Genomic DNA, 13,580 nt, shown 5'->3' with positions numbered 1-13,580 from the left:
ATGTCACTGTATGACTAGCGAAGAGCGCGACGTCCGACAGGACGTGCGTGAACTGGGCGACCTCCTCGGCCGAGTGGTGGAACGACAGACGTCGCGGACGGCGTTCGACGCCGTCGAGGACGTTCGACTGGGCTCGATCGACTACCGGCGCGGCTCCGCGCCGAGCAGGGCGACCGTCCGGGAGCGCCTGGCCGGGCTGGACCCGGAGACGACGCGCACGGTCGCACGGGCGTTCGCGACGTACTTCGAACTGGTGAACGTCGCCGAGGAGCGGGAACGCATCCGGGCGGTGCGTCGGGGGGAGGACGCCGGAACGCTCCCGGACGGGCTGAGCGCAACCGTGGACGCGCTGGCCGACGTGGACAACGACGTCGCGGCGCGGGCGCTCGAGGACATCCGTGTGATCCCGACGTTCACGGCCCACCCGACCGAGGCCCGCAGGAAGACGGTGAAGGCGAAGCTCCGCCACGTCTCGGAGGTGCTCGCCGACCTCGACGAGCGCCGGCTGACCGACCGCGAGGTCGCCGCGCTCGACGACGACCTGGCGGCCGAGGTCGAGTCGCTGTGGGCGACCCGGCAGGTTCGCCCGCGTCGACCGACCCCGTCCGACGAGGCGCGCGACGTGCGCTGGTACCTGGAGGAGACGCTGTTCGACGTGGTGAGCGACGCCTACGACGCGCTCGAGGACGCCGTCGACGACGCCCACCCCGACGTGGACGTGCCGGAGGTGCTCTCGTTCCGCTCGTGGGCAGGCAGCGACCGCGACGGCAACCCCCACGTCACCCCGGAGGTGACGAGCGAGACGCTCGCCGTCCAGCGCGACGCGGTGCTCGCGCGGTACGACGAGGAACTCGCGGCGCTCTCGGGTGCGGTGAGCCACGAGGGGAGCCGACTGACGCACACGGACGCGTTCGAGGACGCGGTCGCGGCCCAGCGCGACGCCGTTCCGCGACCCGCCGCGGACGCGGACGAGCGATATCCCGAGGAGCCGTACCGGCGGCTCGTCCACCTCTTCCGCGCGCGACTCGACCGGGTCGACGACCTCCGTCCCGGGGGGTTCGACGACCCCGACGAACTGGAGGACGCGCTCGCCGCGCTCGCGGCCGACCTCCGGGCGAACAGGCAGGAGACGGTCGCCGCCGAGCACGTCGACCCCCTCTCCCGCCGGGTGGAGACGTTCGGCTTCACGCTGGCGGCGCTCGACCTCCGGGACCACCAGGAGAACCACACCGAGACCGTCGAGGCCGTCCTCGAACGTGAGGGGATCGACTACGCCGACCTTGACGAGGCGGACCGCGTCGAGGTCCTCACCGAGTCGATACTGGAGGAGTCGGTGGGGGAACTCGACGCGGACGGCCTCTCGGACACCGCGGCCCGCGTCTGCGAGCGGTTCGACGCGCTCGCCGACTGGCACGCCGAGTACGGCGCCGAGGCGATCGACGCGTACTGCATCTCGATGACCGAGGAGCCGTCCCACGTCCTCGAGGTGCTCTACCTCGCCGACCTCGCCGACGTCGTCTCGCTGCCCGAACACTGCGAACTCGACGTCGTGCCGCTGCTGGAGACGGCCTCCGCGCTCGGCAACGCGCGGGAGATCCTCGGGACGCTCGTCGAGAACGACGCGTACGGCGCCGCACTCGACGCGCGCGGCAACGTCCAGGAGGTGATGCTCGGGTACTCCGACTCGAACAAGGAGAACGGCCCGCTCGCGGCGGCCTGGGACCTCCACCGGAACGCGCGACGGCTCGCGGAGGTCGCCGACGACGTGGGCGTGGAACTCAGGCTGTTCCACGGGCGCGGCGGCTCCATCTCGCGCGGCGGCGGCCCAATGAACGAGGCGCTGCTCGCGCTCCCGCCCGAGACGGCGACGGGCGAGGTGAAGTTCACCGAGCAGGGCGAGGCCATCGCGGAGAAGTACGCGAACCCCCGCGTCGCCGAGCGCGAACTCGAACAGATGCTCGACGCGCAGGTGCGCGCCCGCCTCCGGACGCTCACCGACGAGGCGCCCCGGCCGAAGGAGGAGTGGGAGGCCGCGATGGACGTGGCCGGCGAGGGCGCTCGCGACGCCTACCGGGACCTGCTGGAGACCGACGGGTTCGTGCGCTACTTCGAGACCGCGACGCCCATTACGGTGATCGAGGACCTGAACATGGGCTCACGGCCGGCTTCCCGGAGCGGCGAGCGGACCGTCGAGGACCTCCGGGCCATCCCCTGGGTGTTCTCGTGGACCCAGTCGCGCGCCATCCTCCCAGGCTGGTACTCGGTCGCGTCGGGGCTGGACGCGTATCTCGACGACGGCGGCGACCTCGACGTCCTCAGGGAGATGTACGAAGAGTGGCCGTTCTTCCGGACGACCGTCGACCACATCGGCCTCTCGCTCGCCCGGACCGAACCGGAGATCGCCGCCGAGTACGCCGACCTCACGCCCCCGGAACTCCGCGAGCGCTTCTTCCCCGAGATCGAGGCGGAGTACGAGCGGGCAGTGGAGCTGATCCGCAAGATCACGGGGCGCGAATCGCTCCTCCGCCGGGAGTGGCTCGCCGAGAGCCTCGAGCACCGGAACCCGTACGTCGACCCGCTGAACCTGCTCCAGGTGCAGTTGCTCGCACGAACCCACCGGACGGAGGCCGAGGAGCGGGCGCTACGGCTCACCGTGAAGGGCATCGCGGCCGGCATGAAGAACACGGGCTAGGGGCGGAACAGGTCCGCCGCGGTCCGGACGGCCTCCCCGCCGAAGACGACGACCGCGGCCGAGACGACGAGCACCGCGAGCGACATGGCGAGGGCGCCGTCGATGCTGCCGCCGTCGGCGACGCGGGTCAACAGCGCGCCGAGGAGCGCGAACAGTACGGCGACACCGAGCACCAGGCGGACGTCCGTCCGGGGCGTGCTCCTGCTGTCGTCGTCGGTCGAGTGGGACGGGTCTGACATGGCGTTCCGGGAGAACGGGCGGCAGGGGGATAAGTCTCAGCCGGAGGTGCAGTGAAAGTAAATCGGACGTTCGGTCCGACGGTTACGTCGCCCTCGTTCGAGGTCTACGACCTCGCGTTGCTCCGGCGGTTCGCTATCGCTCGCTGTCTTCATTCGTGACCATAGGTCACGCGTTCCACGGCGCTTCCTCGAAGTCCACGATCCGGTTGGACTCCGAGAGGTCGTCGATGGCGGCGATGTCCTCGTCGTCCAGGTCGAGGTCGGTCGCCGCCAGGTTCTCGCGGATGTGGTCCTCGCCCGTCGCCTTCGGGATGGCGGCGACGTTCTCCTTCGCGAGCAGCCACGCGAGGCTGACCTGCGCCGGCGTGACGTCGTGCTTCTCGGCGATCTCCCGGAGTTCGGGTACGTCGGCGACCTGGTTGCGCGCGATGGGGGAGTACGCGACGAGCCAGTGGTCGTCCTCGCGGGCGAACTCGCGGAGCTCGTCCTGCTGGAGCAGCGGGTGGCACTCGACCTGGTGGGCGAAGATGGGTGCGTCCAGGTTGCCGCGTGCCTCCTCCAGCTGGTCGGGCATGAAGTTCGACAGGCCGACGTGGCGGACGAGCCCCTCGTCGACGAGGTCGTCGAGGGCGCGGCAGGTCTCCTCGGCGTCGTAGGTGTCGATCGGCCAGTGGACGTAGAGGAGGTCGATGGTGTCGACGCCGAGCTTCTCGGCGCTCTCGCGGGCGGTCTCGACCGCGTCGTCGTAGGCGAGGTTGCCCGTCGCGAGCTTCGTCGCGACGAACACGTCCTCGCGGTCCACGTCGGACGCGGCCAGCGCCTCGCCGACGTACTCCTCGTTGTCGTAGCTCTGGGCCGTGTCAACGTGGCGGTAGCCGAGGTCGAGCGCGGTCTCGACGCTCTCGGCGCACTGCTCACCTTCGAGCTTGTAGGTCCCCTGACCGAACCGGTGGAACGACGGCATGGCCCGACGTTCACCCGCCGCTCGGGTGAATCCGTCGGTCGCGGTGACGGTCGCCGCCGACTGCGAACTGCGCGAACCTACAGGAACTATCCGTCGTATCCGTGTGCCAGACGTGTCCCTCGTGGGACGCGACCGGATTGAAGCGCGTCTCTCGGACGAATCGGTACCCCGATGGCGGGTGATTCCGCCGGTGTCCCGGGGCCGTCACGGCTGGACGGCCGCGTCGACTCAGAACGGGATCAGATCCCGTATTCTGGCCCGGAGCACGTCGAGCCAGTTCGACGTCGCGACCTCGTCCCCCGAGTCGCCCCCCTCCGGGTCCGTCGAATCGAGGTACAGGTGGGGGAACAGTTGCTCCGCCCCCTCCCCGAGTTCGATGGTCCCCCGCGCTCGTTCGTAGTCGATCACGTTCGCGTCGTCCAGTTTCGGGAGGTGGTTCTGGTACAGCCCGACGTACGCGCGCTTACGCTGCGTCGAGGAGAGACGACGCTCCTCGATCCCGTTCTCCTCCGCGCCGACGTACTCGGCGACCTCGCCGATGGTGGCCTCCCCGTCGGTCTCGTGCAGATACCTGAGCACGTTGCGCCTCCGTTCGGCCGACAGCAACCCGAAGACGACGTCGCTCGGCAAGTCGCTCGGCTCCTCCGTGTCGCCCGATGACCCTACCGGTGACGCGTTACCGTCCGTGCGCCGGTCGTCGTCGGCGTCGACCGCCCCCGATTCCTCCCCCACCGTCTCGACCGTCGATGATGATGCCATGGTCTTGCCCCTCCTTGGAACCGGGACCGCGATTCGGGCCCCGTGTTCGGTCTCGGAAACACACCGAATTGTGCCAAGGTATCATACAGCATAGTTTTTCGTGAGACGTGCGTCTGACGCACGTCAGACGGACCACGACCGGGATTTCTGAATCCCCACGCCAGTGTGTAACCAGGGCATGAGGCGATCGCGTACACGAGCACTCCCGTCGCTTCGACGCGTTCCACTCGTTCCCGGGAAACCGCGGCAGATCGACGGACGGCGGCACCGGACGCGACCCGCTGATTGTACGACCATATAATGGTTTGCGGTAACACTTAACACACCTTCGGCAACTACCCTCAACCGGACAGCATGTTCGAACGATTCTCAAGCGGATACTACCTCGGGAGCCTGTACGTCCAGCCCCGGGGCGAGGACGAGGCGGCTATCAGGCGCGACGACCACGAGCGGGTCAACGAACAGCTCTACGCCACCGGGGACGGCGTGGAGCGCCTCGACAACCCGCTCGTGATGAAGGTCGGAACGCGCCACTATCCGGTCGTCGGCGACGACGACGTCCCCACCGGAACGCTCGCGCTTCCGGCGGACGCGGTGCCGGACGACCTCGAGGGGAAGCTCCCCGGCCGTCGCGAAGTGTTCCTCGCGAACGCGGAGCGCGCGAGCGACCTGCTCCAGTACACCGGCTGGGACGGGGAGTCGAGCGCGTAAGGCACCTTTTTCCCGGCCGGCGCCGCGCACCCGTGTATGCTCGACCGACTCCTCGGGCGCGCCGGGCTGAAAGCGCGCGTCGAGGAACTGGAGGACGAACGCGACAGTCTCCGCGGACGGCTGGAGGGGGAGGAGGAGCGACGCCGCGAGGCCGTTCACCGACGTCAGGACGCCGAGGAGCGCGTCAACGAGCTCGAACACCGGATCGAGGAGCTGGAGGACAGGGTCGAACGCGCCGAGACGGACGACGACGTCCCCGAGTTCCGCGGCACCGAGGAGCTCCGCGGCGCCCGGCTCGACTCGGTGCTCAGGCGGCTCCGGAGCGTCGAGGCCGGCGCCGAGGGCGCGCTCTCGGCGATGGTGACCGGCGACGAGGTGCCCGAGGCAGTTCGGGACCAGTTCGGTGAGCGGGCGCCCCTGGCCCGCAGCGCGGCGCCGACGCTGGTCTACCGCGACGACGCCGGCGTCGTCTCGTGCGCACTCGACCCGGCGCTCCCGCCCGAGCGGTTCTGCGAGTGGAGCGACGGGTTCCGCGTCGAGCGGTCGTGGTTCCGGCCGACGGGGCGGCTGGCGTTCGCGCTCGCCCGGTCGGACACGTTCGCACTCGGCGTGTACGAGGACGCCGAGCGGGTGGAGTACGAGGGGTTCACGACCGACGTGATGAGCGAACACGACAAGGGCGGTTACTCCCAGGCGCGCTTCGAGCGGCTCCGACAGGAGCAGGTCGACGAGCACCTCGACCGCTGTCGTGAGGCGCTCGACTGCGCGGAGGCGGACCGGCTGATCCTGGTCGGCGAGCGAACGGTGCTGACCGAACTCCGGGACCTGGCGGACCACACCGCCGGCAGCGACGCGACCGGCGACCCGGAGGAGGCGCTCGACGACGCGTTCGAGGGGTTCTGGACCGCGACGCTCCACCTGCTCTGACGGACGGTTTCCCTTTCGTGGAGCCCGCACACGCCGGGAGGCTCGACGAACTAGCGATGGCCCTCGTCTAGAAACCCCCCGGGCGTCACTGGAACCGATACGCTCAATCGGACGGTGCCGCTTTTCGAACGGTGTATGGGCGATCGCCGGGAGCGCGTGCTCGCCATCTGGCAGCGGACGTTCTCGCTCTCGTGGCCGATCGCCGTCCAGCAGACGCTGAACACGCTGATGCGGACGGTCGACGTCGTCGTGACCGGTCTCTTCTCGCCGGCAGCCGTCGCCGCGGTCGGGCTCGCGGACCTCTACGCGCAAATCCCGCTGCGGATGGGTCTCGGGCTCGGAACCGGCGCGATCGCGCTCTCCAGCCAGGACACCGGGCGGGGCGCCGACACCGCGCGCGACCAGGCGATCACCCAGGCGCTCCTCATCGGGTTCCTGGCCGGCCTCCCGCTGATCGTCGCCGGGCTCACGCTCGCAGCCCCGCTCATCGCGGTCCTCGGCGCCGAATCGGAGGTCGTCAGGATGGGTGGCCGCTACCTCGCGATCGTCTTCGCGGCCGCGCCGATGCGCATCATCGGGCTCGTCGGCGCCCGGTCGCTGCAGGGGACCGGCGACACGCGCACGCCGATGTTCGTCAACGGGACCGCGAACGGAATCAACATCCTCTCGACCGTCGGTCTCGGGCTCGGCCTGGGGCCGCTCCCGGACCTCGGCATCGTCGGCGTCGGGCTGGCGAACGCGATCAGTCGCACGTTCGAGGCCGTCGTCATGACGGCCGCCATCGCGAACCGTCGGACCGATCTCTCGCTCGCTCGGCCGACGGATCTCACGATCACGCGCCAGCTGGTGGCCGTGAGCCTGCCCACCTTCGCCGAGGGGATGAGCACGTCGCTCTCGAACTTCCCGTTCAACGCCCTGTTGCTCACCTTCGGGACGGAGGTCAACGCGGCCTACCACATCGGCCGCCGGATCTACCAGCAGCTCGGCGGTCCGCTGTATCGCTCCTACAGCACCGCCTCCAGCATCGTCGTCGGCCAGACCCTCGGAGAGGGCAAGCCGGAGGAGGCGCGGTTCTCCGGCGTCGCCATCACGGCGCTGAGCGTCCTCACGCTGGGGCTCGCCGGGGTCGTCCTCTTCGCCGGCGCCGGGAGGATCGCCCGGGTCTTCACGAGCGACCCCGAAACCCTCGAGTACGCCGTCACGTTCACCCGCGTCTTCGGGGTCTCGATGCTCTCCTTCGGCGTGTTCTCCCCCATCGCCGGCAGCCTCCGGGGCGCGGGTGACACGCGGACCCCCCTCTACGCCCGGCTCAGCGGGACGGTCCTGTTCATGCTCGGCTTCGCCTACGTGGTCGGCATCACCTTCGACTACGGACTCCCCGGGGTGTACGCCGGGATCGCGCTGAGCTACGCCTGGTGGGCGCTGGTGGTCACGGGCGGGTTCCTGTGGGGCGGGTGGGCGGACAAGGCCGCGGAGATGATGGCCGAGCGGGCGGACGTCTCCGACTGAACCGCCGCCGCCTCCGGCGCATCGTGATCGTGTCCGAGCCGAGGCCCCTCAACAGGAGCAGTAGTACTCGCGGTCGGTGAACTCCGTCTCCACCAGCCTGGCGGCCGGGTCCGGGTCCGAGGGGCGGTACACGCCGGTCGTGAGGTCCCCCGCGTCCTCGAAGCTCCCCGAGACGAGACTCGCCCAGTCCTCGGTCGAGAGCACGTCCCAGAACGCCGGGTCGGTGGCGCACAGTTCGAGGTAGTCGCGGAGGTACACCCAGCGCCCCTCGCCGACGTCGTCGACCCCGTACTCGGCGTCGGTCACGGCCGCGTAGGCGGCCATCGGGAGGTTCGCGCCCGCCCGGACGGGCATGGAGATCCACTTCCAGGGGCGGGTGTTGATGTCGAGCAGGACGTACTCCTCCCGGTCCTCGTCGTAGACGAACTCCGACTCGCTGATGCCGTGGTAGCCGGTCTCCGCGAGCACCGAGAGCGCCCGGTCGCGGACGGCGGGCCGGTCGACAGTCTCCACCATGCACGAGGTGCCGAACTGGCGGGGGAAGCGCACGGCCGCGTTGCCGACGACGGAGACGGCGTCGTCCGTGCCCGAGGGCGGGACGTAGGAGGCGAGCGACGTGTCCGCGCCGGTCTTCACGGGAACCTTCTCCTGGACGAGGACGTTCGCGCCGGCGTCCGCCGCGGCCGCGATGGTCTCGTCGAACGACTCGCGGTCGTCGACCTCGATGACGTTGGTCCCGAACGCCTCCTCGAACTTCCGCTTGTGCGCGGGCTTGATGACGAGCGGGAAGCCGAGCGCCTCGACGACCTCGTCGGCGGGCGTCTCCGAGAGCCGGTACGTCTCGGGGTACGGGACGCCGAGCTCCTCGCAGAGCCGGTAGAGGTTGTCCTTGTCGAGCACGCGCTCGATACCCTCCAGATCGGAGAAGGGGAGCCGGACGCCCTCGGGTTCGGTCTCCGCGAAGCCGCGGACCCACTCGTCCATGCAGGCGAACGCGACGCAGTCGGTTCCGGCGGCCGCGACGACGTCCTCCACGTCGGCACGGAAGCCGTCGGCGTCGTCGAGGGGGTAGGTCACCTCCCCGGCGAAGTCGATGGCGTCGGAGGGCCAGGCGACCCCGTTCTCGTTGCGGTCGAGGGCGATTACCGGTACGTCGTGGGCGTCGAGCGCGCGGGCGACGCTCACGCCGGTGATGTGCGCGTTCGCGACGAGGGCGGGCGGTCGGTCGAACGACGCTGATTCGAGGGCGTCGAGGAGGTCCGCCGTGTCGTGGAAGGTGTCGGCCATTGGCGTCCGTTCGTGTGTGGGCGGGAAAGACCCCTGTCAATCGGCGTTCTCTGCCGTGGACGGTGACGCGACTTCGTTTCGTAGGATTAGCTTTGGGGACGATGCCGAGGGGATGGCCTCGAAAGCCCCCACCGGCCGCGCTCGTGCGGCATGCGGCGCACGTTCGCTCCGGCCGCTTTCGGATTTGCATTGCAATCGGCCCAGCATTCTGGCGAAATCTGGCGGTTGGCGCGCGTGACTGCGAGCCGAAGGCGAGCAGACGCGCGCGAGGGATGAAGCGAGCCGGCGCGCCCTCGTGGCGGTCTCGTGAGGGACCGTAGAGAGCGAACGAGACCACACGAGTCGAACGAAGTGAGTCTCGTGAAGCGCCGACTGAGAGCGAATCGGCTGGTCACGCGAGCGTCAGCGAGTGTGACTTCCGAGGAGCGTGCTCCGAGGTAAGGGAGGCCGGTGGTGTCTCGTGACGCTTGGGGTAGTGGTCTTGCTCGCCGACCGAGGAACTGTGAGTATGCTAGCCCATCGAGGAACGGCAACAGTTCGCCCAGAAACCGAGAAAAACGATCAGCGAGGGAAACCAAAGAGCGCGGCGCTTAACCGGAACCGCCACCTCCACACTCCCATGAGCGAGCTTCCCGGGCGCGTCCGCCGCGCCCTCCGGGACCACGACGCGTTCGCCGACGACCCCGACGACGCGGGCGACACCGATGTCGGGTTCCCCGACACCAGTACGCCCTTCGACGCCGGCGTCGCCGTCGCGGAGCGCGACGACGGGCGCCTCGAGTTCGACGTGACGGTTCGGGTGCCCACCATCGACGCCGTCGCCGAGGAGCACGTCGACGACGTGGTCGTCGATGGGTGGTACGAGACGTTCGAGCGCCGGATCGCCGCGATCGGCGACGTGACCAGCGCGGGCCACGACCTCGACCCGGCAGTCTCCCGCGAGGGCGACGAGGCGGTCGTCGAGGCGTCGTTCGCTGACATCAACGAGCGCCGCGGCGTCGACGACGCGGCCGCGGTCGTGGACTACGTCGAGGGGACGTACGTCCAGGGCGTCATTCCGGGCTACGAGTACGGAGAACCGGTGACGGGGCTCATCGACCGGGCGCGGGCCGCCGGCGGTGCGGGCGGCGACGACGCCTGAGTTCGAAGCGCGCGTCCGTTGTGAGAAGGGAGAACAGCGGCGTCGACGCGAAAAACTGGCCGACTCAGTTCATCGCGATGTACGTCTTCGTGTCCTCGACGCCCTCGATGTTCAGCACGCCGTCGGCGGTGACCGCCTTCACCTCCTTCGGACCGTCCACGCGCACCCGGGCGACGAAGTCCACGTCGCCGGCGACGATGTGCGCCTCCTCGACGCCCTCGATGGCCTCGATCTCCTCCTTCACGCGGTCGGCGTCGCCGGTGTTCGCCTTCACCATGACGTAGGCGGTGACGGTCACTGGTCACCCCCCGCGGGCGCGGCCACGGCGTCGTTCCCCCCGTTGCCGACGAGCAGCTGGCGCACGTCGTCGAGCACGTCGAAGTCGGCGAGGACGGCGAGGCGGTCGCCCTCCTCCAGCGAATCGTCGGCGAGCGGGATACCCATCGGCTGGTCCTCCTTGCCGAACGCGAGGATCCGGGCCTCCGACGGGAGCGCGACCTCGCTCAGGGTGTAGCCCTGCATCGGCGAGGCGTTCGTGACGGTGATCAACAGCACCTGCAGGTGCTCGGCGATGTCGGCGATCGCCTGGATGTTCCCGCCCAGCAGGGCGTTCTTGGCGCCGATGGCGCCCAGGCGCTCGGGGTAGATGATCTCGTCGACCTCGTCGGCGTACTTCTGGTAGATCTCCTCGCGGTAGTCCTCGTCGATGCGCATCACGGTCCGGCAGCCGTGGTGCTTGGCGATCATGCAGGCCGCGAAGTTCGAGTTCAGGTCGCCGGTGAGCGCCCCCACCGCGTCCGCGGCGTCGACGCCGGCCTCGATCAGCGTGTTCTCGTGCGACCCGTCCCCCTCGAACACCTCGAAGCCGTCGCTGCGGGCCCGCTCCGCCCGGTCGGTGTCGCGCTCGACGATGACGACGTCGTGGCCCTCCTCCCGAAGCACCCGCGCGGTTCGTAGACCCACCCGCCCGGAACCGATGACGATGAATCGCATGGGGCGTGGTATGACGTCGCAAGGGATAACTGTACCCCCGTGCCGGGGGAAGGTTTTTAGCCGTGTCAATCGATGCCACACCATGGTCCACGCGTTCGTGATGGTGAAGGCCGGGGCGGGCGAGGCCGGGAACGTCGCCGAGCAGATCCGGGGGCTGGAGGGGGTGTCGGAGGCCCACGTCGTCGCCGGGGAGTACGACGTCATCGCCGAGGTCACCGCCGAGGAGGTGTACCAGCTCCTCGACGCCGTCGCGAGCGACGTGCAGAGCCTCCCGGGCGTCACAGACACGCGGACGTACGTCTCGATGGACGAGTGAGGAGCCGCTGACCGGCGGGAGAAGCGGCCGACCGGGGTTCCACCCCCAGAGCCAGATCCGGTTTATCGGTCGAGTTCGTACACGTCGTGGTCGTCGTGCTCGTCGACGAAGCGCCGTAGTTCCGCCCGCTGTTTCTCGATGTCCGGCGGGAGCTCCGCGTACGCCTCGTCGAACACCTCCTCCGGCTCCGGACGCGGCACCGACTCGGCCAGGTCGACCGCGTCCGAGAGCTCCTCGTTCGCGGCGTCGACCGCGTCCTCGACGAACTCCTGGTCGACGATCCCCTGCGCCTCGCACCACTCGGCGAACCGTTCGAGCGGATCGCGCTTGCGCCACTCGGGGAGGTCCGGGTTCTCCTCCCGGTAGGCCGATGGGTCGTCGGCGGTCGTGTGGGCGCCGGCGCGGTACGTGAGCGCCTCGACCAGCACCGGGTCCCCCCGGCGGGCGGACTCGAACGCCTCCTGGACCGTCTCGCGGACCGCGAGGGGGTCGTTCCCGTCCACCTGTACGCCCTCGAATCCGTACGCCTCCGCCTTCACGGCGATCGACTCGCTGGCGGTCTGCTTCTTCCGAGGTAGCGAGATGGCCCAGTCGTTGTTCTCGCAGAAGAACACCGTCGGCGCGTCGAACACGCCCGCGAAGTTGAGCCCCTCGTGGAAGTCGCCCTCGGAGGTGGCGCCGTCGCCGAAGCAGACGAGGGAGGCGTAGTCCTCGCCCCCGTAGTTCGCCGCCATCCCGGCGCCCACCGCGTGGGGGATCTGCGAGGCGATGGGGACCGCCTGCGGGAACACCGGCACGTCGTGGTCGGAGTGGTACTCCGGGAACCCCCGGCGGAACAGCAGGATGTCGCTCATCGGCACCCCGCGGGCGATCTGGAGGGCGTTCGAGCGGTAGGTGAGGAACAGCCAGTCGTCCTCCCGCATCGCGTGGGCGGCGCCGACTTGCGCGGCCTCCTGCCCCTTGAACGGTGGGTAGCCGCTCATCCAGCCCCGCCGCTGGAGCGCGAGCGCCCGCTCGTCGAAGCGCCGGGTTCGCACCATGTCCGTGAGCGCCTCGCGGGCGTCCGCCGCGTCGAAGGGCGTGTCGGCGAGGGCGCGTTCGCCGATGGTTCGGTTCATGCGTGGCGGTGTCCCGCCTTCGTCATAAATTGGGGCGGATGTGGCCGCGAGCGGTACCGGGTGCCGTGACCGTGTGCGACCGGGAGCGGCATCGGAGGCCGCGAGGAAAGCCGATCTCCGGGCGGTGGACCGGGAACCCTCCTTCGATCGTCCAGTTTATCTGCCATGATAACTCGGTCCCCGGTTTCAAGTAACGAACTGGGAGACGGAACCTGATGGCAGATACGACACGAACCGACGGCGGCGTCGCGTTGACCACTCGGGACGTCCAGTCCCGCTCGTACGACGTGCTGGAGGGACTGCTTCTCGGCATCCCGGTCCTGTTCCTGCTGGTGAGCGCGGGGATGGCGGTGCTCTCGCTGGCCGAGGTGGAACTGGCGTACGGCGTCGCGGCCGTGTGGCTGTTGAGTATTCCCCTGGGACTGCTGCTCGCGGTCGCCGTCCCGGTGCTGCTCTACTTCGACGCGAAGGAACTCGGCGAGCACGAACTCGACTGGACGCCGAACCCCGGCCTGTACGTCGTACTCGGCTTCCTGTTCTCGGGGCTGACGGTGCTCCACTACCTCTACAAGCGACAGGAGGTCGTCCGCGACGACGCGGGGGACGGTCGTTGGTGGTTGCTCGCGGTGGGCGGACTCGTCGTCCCGGTCGTCGTCGGCGCGCTCGCATCGGCGACGAGCACGTTCGGCCTGTTCCCCCTCGCGACCGGGTTCGCCCTCCTCCTTCCCGTCGGCGTGTACAAGGACGCCGAGTACGTTCGCGAGAGCGACGCTGGGTGGGATCCGAACCCGACGATGCAGTTCACGCTCGCGTACGTCAGCGTCGTCACCGTCCTGTTCAGCCTCCCGTACCTCGGCTACTACCTCTACAAGCGGTACACGAGCGTGGGGCTCCCGTAGCCCGACGACACCACCGTCCCCGTCC

At 69.5% G+C, this 13,580-nt stretch carries 14 protein-coding genes; 7 read left to right on the top strand and 7 right to left on the bottom strand.

Annotated elements, in window-relative coordinates; genetic code table 11:
- Positions 1-10 precede the first annotated feature (10 nt).
- Positions 11-2,692 carry a phosphoenolpyruvate carboxylase gene (gene ppc, locus HUG10_RS09830; protein ID WP_179169408.1) on the top strand — a complete coding sequence of 894 codons (2,682 nt, stop codon included), beginning with the start codon at positions 11-13 and terminating at the stop codon, positions 2,690-2,692.
- Here the strand turns inward: ppc and HUG10_RS09825 are convergent.
- The 3 genes from HUG10_RS09825 to HUG10_RS09815 form a co-directional block, all read right to left on the bottom strand.
- Complete coding sequence (locus HUG10_RS09825) at positions 2,689-2,931, bottom strand: hypothetical protein (protein ID WP_179169407.1); 243 nt, start codon at positions 2,929-2,931, stop codon at positions 2,689-2,691. The two genes, ppc and HUG10_RS09825, sit on opposite strands and share 4 nt — an antisense overlap.
- A 166-nt stretch (positions 2,932-3,097) precedes the next feature.
- A complete protein-coding gene (locus HUG10_RS09820; RefSeq protein ID WP_179169406.1) occupies positions 3,098-3,895 on the bottom strand; it encodes an aldo/keto reductase in 798 nt (265 codons plus the stop codon).
- 228 nt (positions 3,896-4,123) lie between these two features.
- Positions 4,124-4,654, bottom strand: a complete 531-nt coding sequence (locus HUG10_RS09815; protein ID WP_179169405.1) for a DUF7344 domain-containing protein — start codon at positions 4,652-4,654, stop codon at positions 4,124-4,126.
- 354 nt (positions 4,655-5,008) lie between these two features.
- Here HUG10_RS09815 and HUG10_RS09810 point away from each other — a divergent pair, with 354 nt between their 5' ends.
- The 3 genes from HUG10_RS09810 (at position 5,009) to HUG10_RS09800 (ending at position 7,801) form a co-directional block, all read left to right on the top strand.
- Positions 5,009-5,365, top strand: a complete 357-nt coding sequence (locus HUG10_RS09810) for a DUF5802 family protein (protein WP_179169404.1) — start codon at positions 5,009-5,011, stop codon at positions 5,363-5,365.
- A gap of 36 nt (positions 5,366-5,401) precedes the next feature.
- Positions 5,402-6,292 carry a Vms1/Ankzf1 family peptidyl-tRNA hydrolase gene (locus HUG10_RS09805; protein WP_179169403.1) on the top strand — a complete coding sequence of 297 codons (891 nt, stop codon included), beginning with the start codon at positions 5,402-5,404 and terminating at the stop codon, positions 6,290-6,292.
- A gap of 135 nt (positions 6,293-6,427) precedes the next feature.
- Positions 6,428-7,801 carry an MATE family efflux transporter gene (locus tag HUG10_RS09800; protein WP_179169402.1) on the top strand — a complete coding sequence of 458 codons (1,374 nt, stop codon included), beginning with the start codon at positions 6,428-6,430 and terminating at the stop codon, positions 7,799-7,801.
- Positions 7,802-7,849: 48 nt separating this feature from the next.
- Here the strand turns inward: HUG10_RS09800 and HUG10_RS09795 are convergent, their stop codons facing one another.
- Positions 7,850-9,088 carry a carboxylate--amine ligase gene (locus tag HUG10_RS09795; RefSeq protein WP_179169401.1) on the bottom strand — a complete coding sequence of 413 codons (1,239 nt, stop codon included), beginning with the start codon at positions 9,086-9,088 and terminating at the stop codon, positions 7,850-7,852.
- Positions 9,089-9,707: 619 nt separating this feature from the next.
- Between HUG10_RS09795 and HUG10_RS09790 the strand changes: the two genes are divergently transcribed.
- Complete coding sequence (locus tag HUG10_RS09790) at positions 9,708-10,229, top strand: DUF5813 family protein (RefSeq protein ID WP_179169400.1); 522 nt, start codon at positions 9,708-9,710, stop codon at positions 10,227-10,229.
- A 64-nt stretch (positions 10,230-10,293) separates the two neighbouring features.
- Here HUG10_RS09790 and HUG10_RS09785 read toward each other — a convergent pair whose 3' ends face one another.
- Positions 10,294-10,506, bottom strand: coding sequence for an Lrp/AsnC family transcriptional regulator (locus HUG10_RS09785; RefSeq protein ID WP_179171042.1), 213 nt, complete (start codon positions 10,504-10,506; stop codon positions 10,294-10,296).
- A gap of 17 nt (positions 10,507-10,523) precedes the next feature.
- On the bottom strand, positions 10,524-11,222 hold the full coding sequence (locus tag HUG10_RS09780) for a potassium channel family protein (RefSeq protein ID WP_179169399.1): 699 nt from the start codon (positions 11,220-11,222) through the stop codon (positions 10,524-10,526).
- Between the two features lie 82 nt (positions 11,223-11,304).
- On the opposite strand from HUG10_RS09780, the gene HUG10_RS09775 reads away from it, so the two are divergent.
- On the top strand, positions 11,305-11,538 hold the full coding sequence (locus HUG10_RS09775) for an Lrp/AsnC family transcriptional regulator (RefSeq protein ID WP_179169398.1): 234 nt from the start codon (positions 11,305-11,307) through the stop codon (positions 11,536-11,538).
- A 62-nt stretch (positions 11,539-11,600) separates the two neighbouring features.
- On the opposite strand, the gene HUG10_RS09770 is transcribed toward HUG10_RS09775, so the two are convergent.
- Positions 11,601-12,656, bottom strand: coding sequence for a thiamine pyrophosphate-dependent enzyme (locus HUG10_RS09770; protein WP_179169397.1), 1,056 nt, complete (start codon positions 12,654-12,656; stop codon positions 11,601-11,603).
- A 215-nt stretch (positions 12,657-12,871) separates the two neighbouring features.
- Between HUG10_RS09770 and HUG10_RS09765 the strand changes: the two genes are divergently transcribed.
- Positions 12,872-13,555 carry a hypothetical protein gene (locus HUG10_RS09765; protein ID WP_179169396.1) on the top strand — a complete coding sequence of 228 codons (684 nt, stop codon included), beginning with the start codon at positions 12,872-12,874 and terminating at the stop codon, positions 13,553-13,555.
- Positions 13,556-13,580: the final 25 nt, after the last annotated feature.

The sequence above is a fragment of the Halorarum halophilum genome, from assembly GCF_013401515.1.
In the GTDB taxonomy this organism is placed as follows: Archaea; Halobacteriota; Halobacteria; order Halobacteriales; family Haloferacaceae; genus Halorarum; species Halorarum halophilum.
Note: the sequence above shows the minus strand (reverse complement) of the source record. Positions and strands in the feature narration are given on the sequence as shown.

Excerpts from the sequence above, each read along its gene's own strand:
- HUG10_RS09820 (WP_179169406.1), bottom strand. The coding sequence starts at position 3,895 with ATGCCGTCGTTCCACCGGTTCGGTCAGGGGACCTACAAGCTCGAAGGT.
- HUG10_RS09825 (WP_179169407.1), bottom strand. The coding sequence starts at position 2,931 with ATGTCAGACCCGTCCCACTCGACCGACGACGACAGCAGGAGCACGCCC.
- HUG10_RS09770 (WP_179169397.1), bottom strand. The coding sequence starts at position 12,656 with ATGAACCGAACCATCGGCGAACGCGCCCTCGCCGACACGCCCTTCGAC.
- HUG10_RS09815 (WP_179169405.1), bottom strand. The coding sequence starts at position 4,654 with ATGGCATCATCATCGACGGTCGAGACGGTGGGGGAGGAATCGGGGGCG.
- HUG10_RS09800 (WP_179169402.1), top strand. The coding sequence starts at position 6,428 with ATGGGCGATCGCCGGGAGCGCGTGCTCGCCATCTGGCAGCGGACGTTC.
- HUG10_RS09790 (WP_179169400.1), top strand. The coding sequence starts at position 9,708 with ATGAGCGAGCTTCCCGGGCGCGTCCGCCGCGCCCTCCGGGACCACGAC.
- HUG10_RS09765 (WP_179169396.1), top strand. The coding sequence starts at position 12,872 with ATGGCAGATACGACACGAACCGACGGCGGCGTCGCGTTGACCACTCGG.
- HUG10_RS09805 (WP_179169403.1), top strand. The coding sequence starts at position 5,402 with ATGCTCGACCGACTCCTCGGGCGCGCCGGGCTGAAAGCGCGCGTCGAG.
- HUG10_RS09775 (WP_179169398.1), top strand. The coding sequence starts at position 11,305 with ATGGTCCACGCGTTCGTGATGGTGAAGGCCGGGGCGGGCGAGGCCGGG.
- HUG10_RS09785 (WP_179171042.1), bottom strand. The coding sequence starts at position 10,506 with ATGGTGAAGGCGAACACCGGCGACGCCGACCGCGTGAAGGAGGAGATC.
- ppc (WP_179169408.1), top strand. The coding sequence starts at position 11 with ATGACTAGCGAAGAGCGCGACGTCCGACAGGACGTGCGTGAACTGGGC.
- HUG10_RS09795 (WP_179169401.1), bottom strand. The coding sequence starts at position 9,088 with ATGGCCGACACCTTCCACGACACGGCGGACCTCCTCGACGCCCTCGAA.
- HUG10_RS09810 (WP_179169404.1), top strand. The coding sequence starts at position 5,009 with ATGTTCGAACGATTCTCAAGCGGATACTACCTCGGGAGCCTGTACGTC.
- HUG10_RS09780 (WP_179169399.1), bottom strand. The coding sequence starts at position 11,222 with ATGCGATTCATCGTCATCGGTTCCGGGCGGGTGGGTCTACGAACCGCG.